Annotated in this window: 1 protein-coding gene; it reads right to left on the bottom strand. The window is 65.9% G+C overall.

The window, feature by feature from the left end:
* Nucleotides 1-702 (bottom strand): transposase (locus tag A5764_RS11250; protein ID WP_067113147.1); only part of this gene is annotated, 702 nt, incomplete at its 3' end.
* Nucleotides 703-933 lie beyond the last annotated feature (231 nt).

The following is a 933-nucleotide window of genomic DNA, read 5'->3' as shown; positions in this document are numbered from 1 at the left end:
TGCGGTCAGTTCACCGCAGCCGGGCAGCGCCAGCAGGGAAGGTGCGGCCGCCACGGTGCGTTCTGCGATGCGGTCAGCCAAGGCGTCGATACCGTCGGTCAGCCGGGTGATGTCGGCCAGCTCGTCGCGGGCGAGTTCGGCCAGCAATCCGCTCTGGGTGGCCAGCCAGTCGCCCAGGAGGTGACGTGGTTTGGCTCGATGCAGCGAACCCAACGCGGGCGCTTGGTCGGGGTCGAGTTCGTGGATGCGCATGCGCAGCCGATTGATCGTCGAGGTTCGTTGGGCAACAAGGTCTTCGCGGCGATCGACCAACAGCTTGAGCTCTCGCGACACGACGTCATGGCAGGCGACGGGCAGCTCAGGTTCACGCAGCACCGCCCGGGCTACCGCAAGTGCATCAATGGGGTCAGACTTACCGCGGGTGCGCGCCGAGGCCCGCGCCTGGGCCATCAGCTTGGGCGCCACCCGCACCACCTTTTGGCCGGCGCTTAGCAGGTCACGCTCGAGCCGAGCCGACAATGGGCGGCAGTCCTCGATTCCCCACAACAGCTCGGGGCCGAATTTTTCGCGTGCCCACAGCAGCGCCTTGTCATGACCGGCCGTCGTGGCGGCCACGACTTTCGCCCCCAGTGCGCGCCCGACCTCGTCCACCGCGACGAACGTGTGGGTGCGCTTGTGCACATCGGCTCCAACAACAACCATGGTGGTTGCCTCCTTCGACTCGAAGAGGTGTTAGTTGGGCCGGCCGGCGGACACATCTCAGTCGGGGCGATGCCACGCTCCTATCAAGTCACGCCGGTCGGTCCTTCACACCCGATGCCGGCACAACGCACGAAGGCCAACCCGAAGGCAGCAGTGTCTGCAAGAGCCAAACATCGGGTGATCCAGACCCAACCACCGCCAATGCGGCACCGCCACCATGACACTGAGTGT

The organism is Mycobacterium sp. 852002-51057_SCH5723018, assembly GCF_001667035.1.
GTDB lineage: Bacteria > Actinomycetota > Actinomycetes > Mycobacteriales > Mycobacteriaceae > Mycobacterium.
The sequence above is the reverse complement of the archived record's forward strand: the minus strand, read 5'-3'. Positions and strand labels throughout refer to the sequence as shown.